The sequence below is a fragment of the Chimaeribacter californicus genome, from assembly GCF_002858675.1.
Taxonomy (GTDB): domain Bacteria; phylum Pseudomonadota; class Gammaproteobacteria; order Enterobacterales; family Enterobacteriaceae; genus Chimaeribacter; species Chimaeribacter californicus.
Window position 1 is genome coordinate 1 of sequence record NZ_PJZF01000092.1, and the last position, 812, is coordinate 812.

At 53.8% G+C, this 812-nt stretch carries 2 protein-coding genes; both read right to left on the reverse strand.

Annotation, left to right across the window (positions count from 1 at the left end; translation table 11 throughout):
- Positions 1-27 precede the first annotated feature (27 nt).
- Entirely contained in the window at positions 28-246 is a 219-nt protein-coding gene (locus CYR55_RS23025) for a hypothetical protein (protein WP_101818603.1), read from the reverse strand.
- A gap of 184 nt (positions 247-430) precedes the next feature.
- Positions 431-812: ProQ/FINO family protein (locus CYR55_RS23030; RefSeq protein WP_146001051.1), on the reverse strand; the 382-nt coding region annotated here is incomplete at its 5' end.

Here is an 812-nt window from a genome sequence, read left to right on the forward strand (position 1 = left end):
CGGAGGGCGGCTGGTGTCGGCTTGGTATCAGTGAACCTTGTTCAAAACGCCTCTAAGTGTCTCACTGACGGCAATGATGTTGCCGTCCGGATCTTTGCACTGCCAGTTTTTCCGGGCAAACGTGACTACACAATCCCGCCGGGTTAAACGCAACTCACTTGGTGTTGGGTGCTCAAAGCCTTTCGAGCGCCAGATGCCGTACATCTTTTTTAATTCCAGTCTCTTAAGTCCGATGTTTGCGGTCATAGTTTACCCTGCATAGTTGGTTTTTAGGATTGATGGTAAGTCCAGTGAATACGCTTCACTTAGGAATAATCTTAGGTAAATCGTAAACGATATTGCCCATCACTGCCACTAAAAAATATCCCATATGGGGTAGTTAATCATGCTGCCGGATGCGCACCGTATGACCGGCGCGCGCTATCCGGGTTTACCGGGCTGCGGGCTGGCTGGCCTGCACCGGGCGAGAAGGTTTGACACCTTTGCGGGGCTGCGCGCTGCGGCCTTTCATGGGACCTTTTTTACGGGAGCCTTTGAGCCACTGTGGGCGCAACTGCGGCAACTTATGGCGTAACCGGTAATCAACGATCTGCTGCCAAGCGTGCTTCTTGTCTTCTTTGCTGATCGCCTCCACTGCCACACCGTTAATGTCCCGGCGAAAACGCATGGAGCACATCCGGGTCCGGTAAACCAGTGAGGCGCAACAGGCACGCAGCGCCATCTGTAGCCGTTCCTCTGAGATGTCCAGCCCACGGCGAACGATAGCGGTCAGCATTTCATCTTTGATGCCGGTCTGCATCGGCATCGGGTAG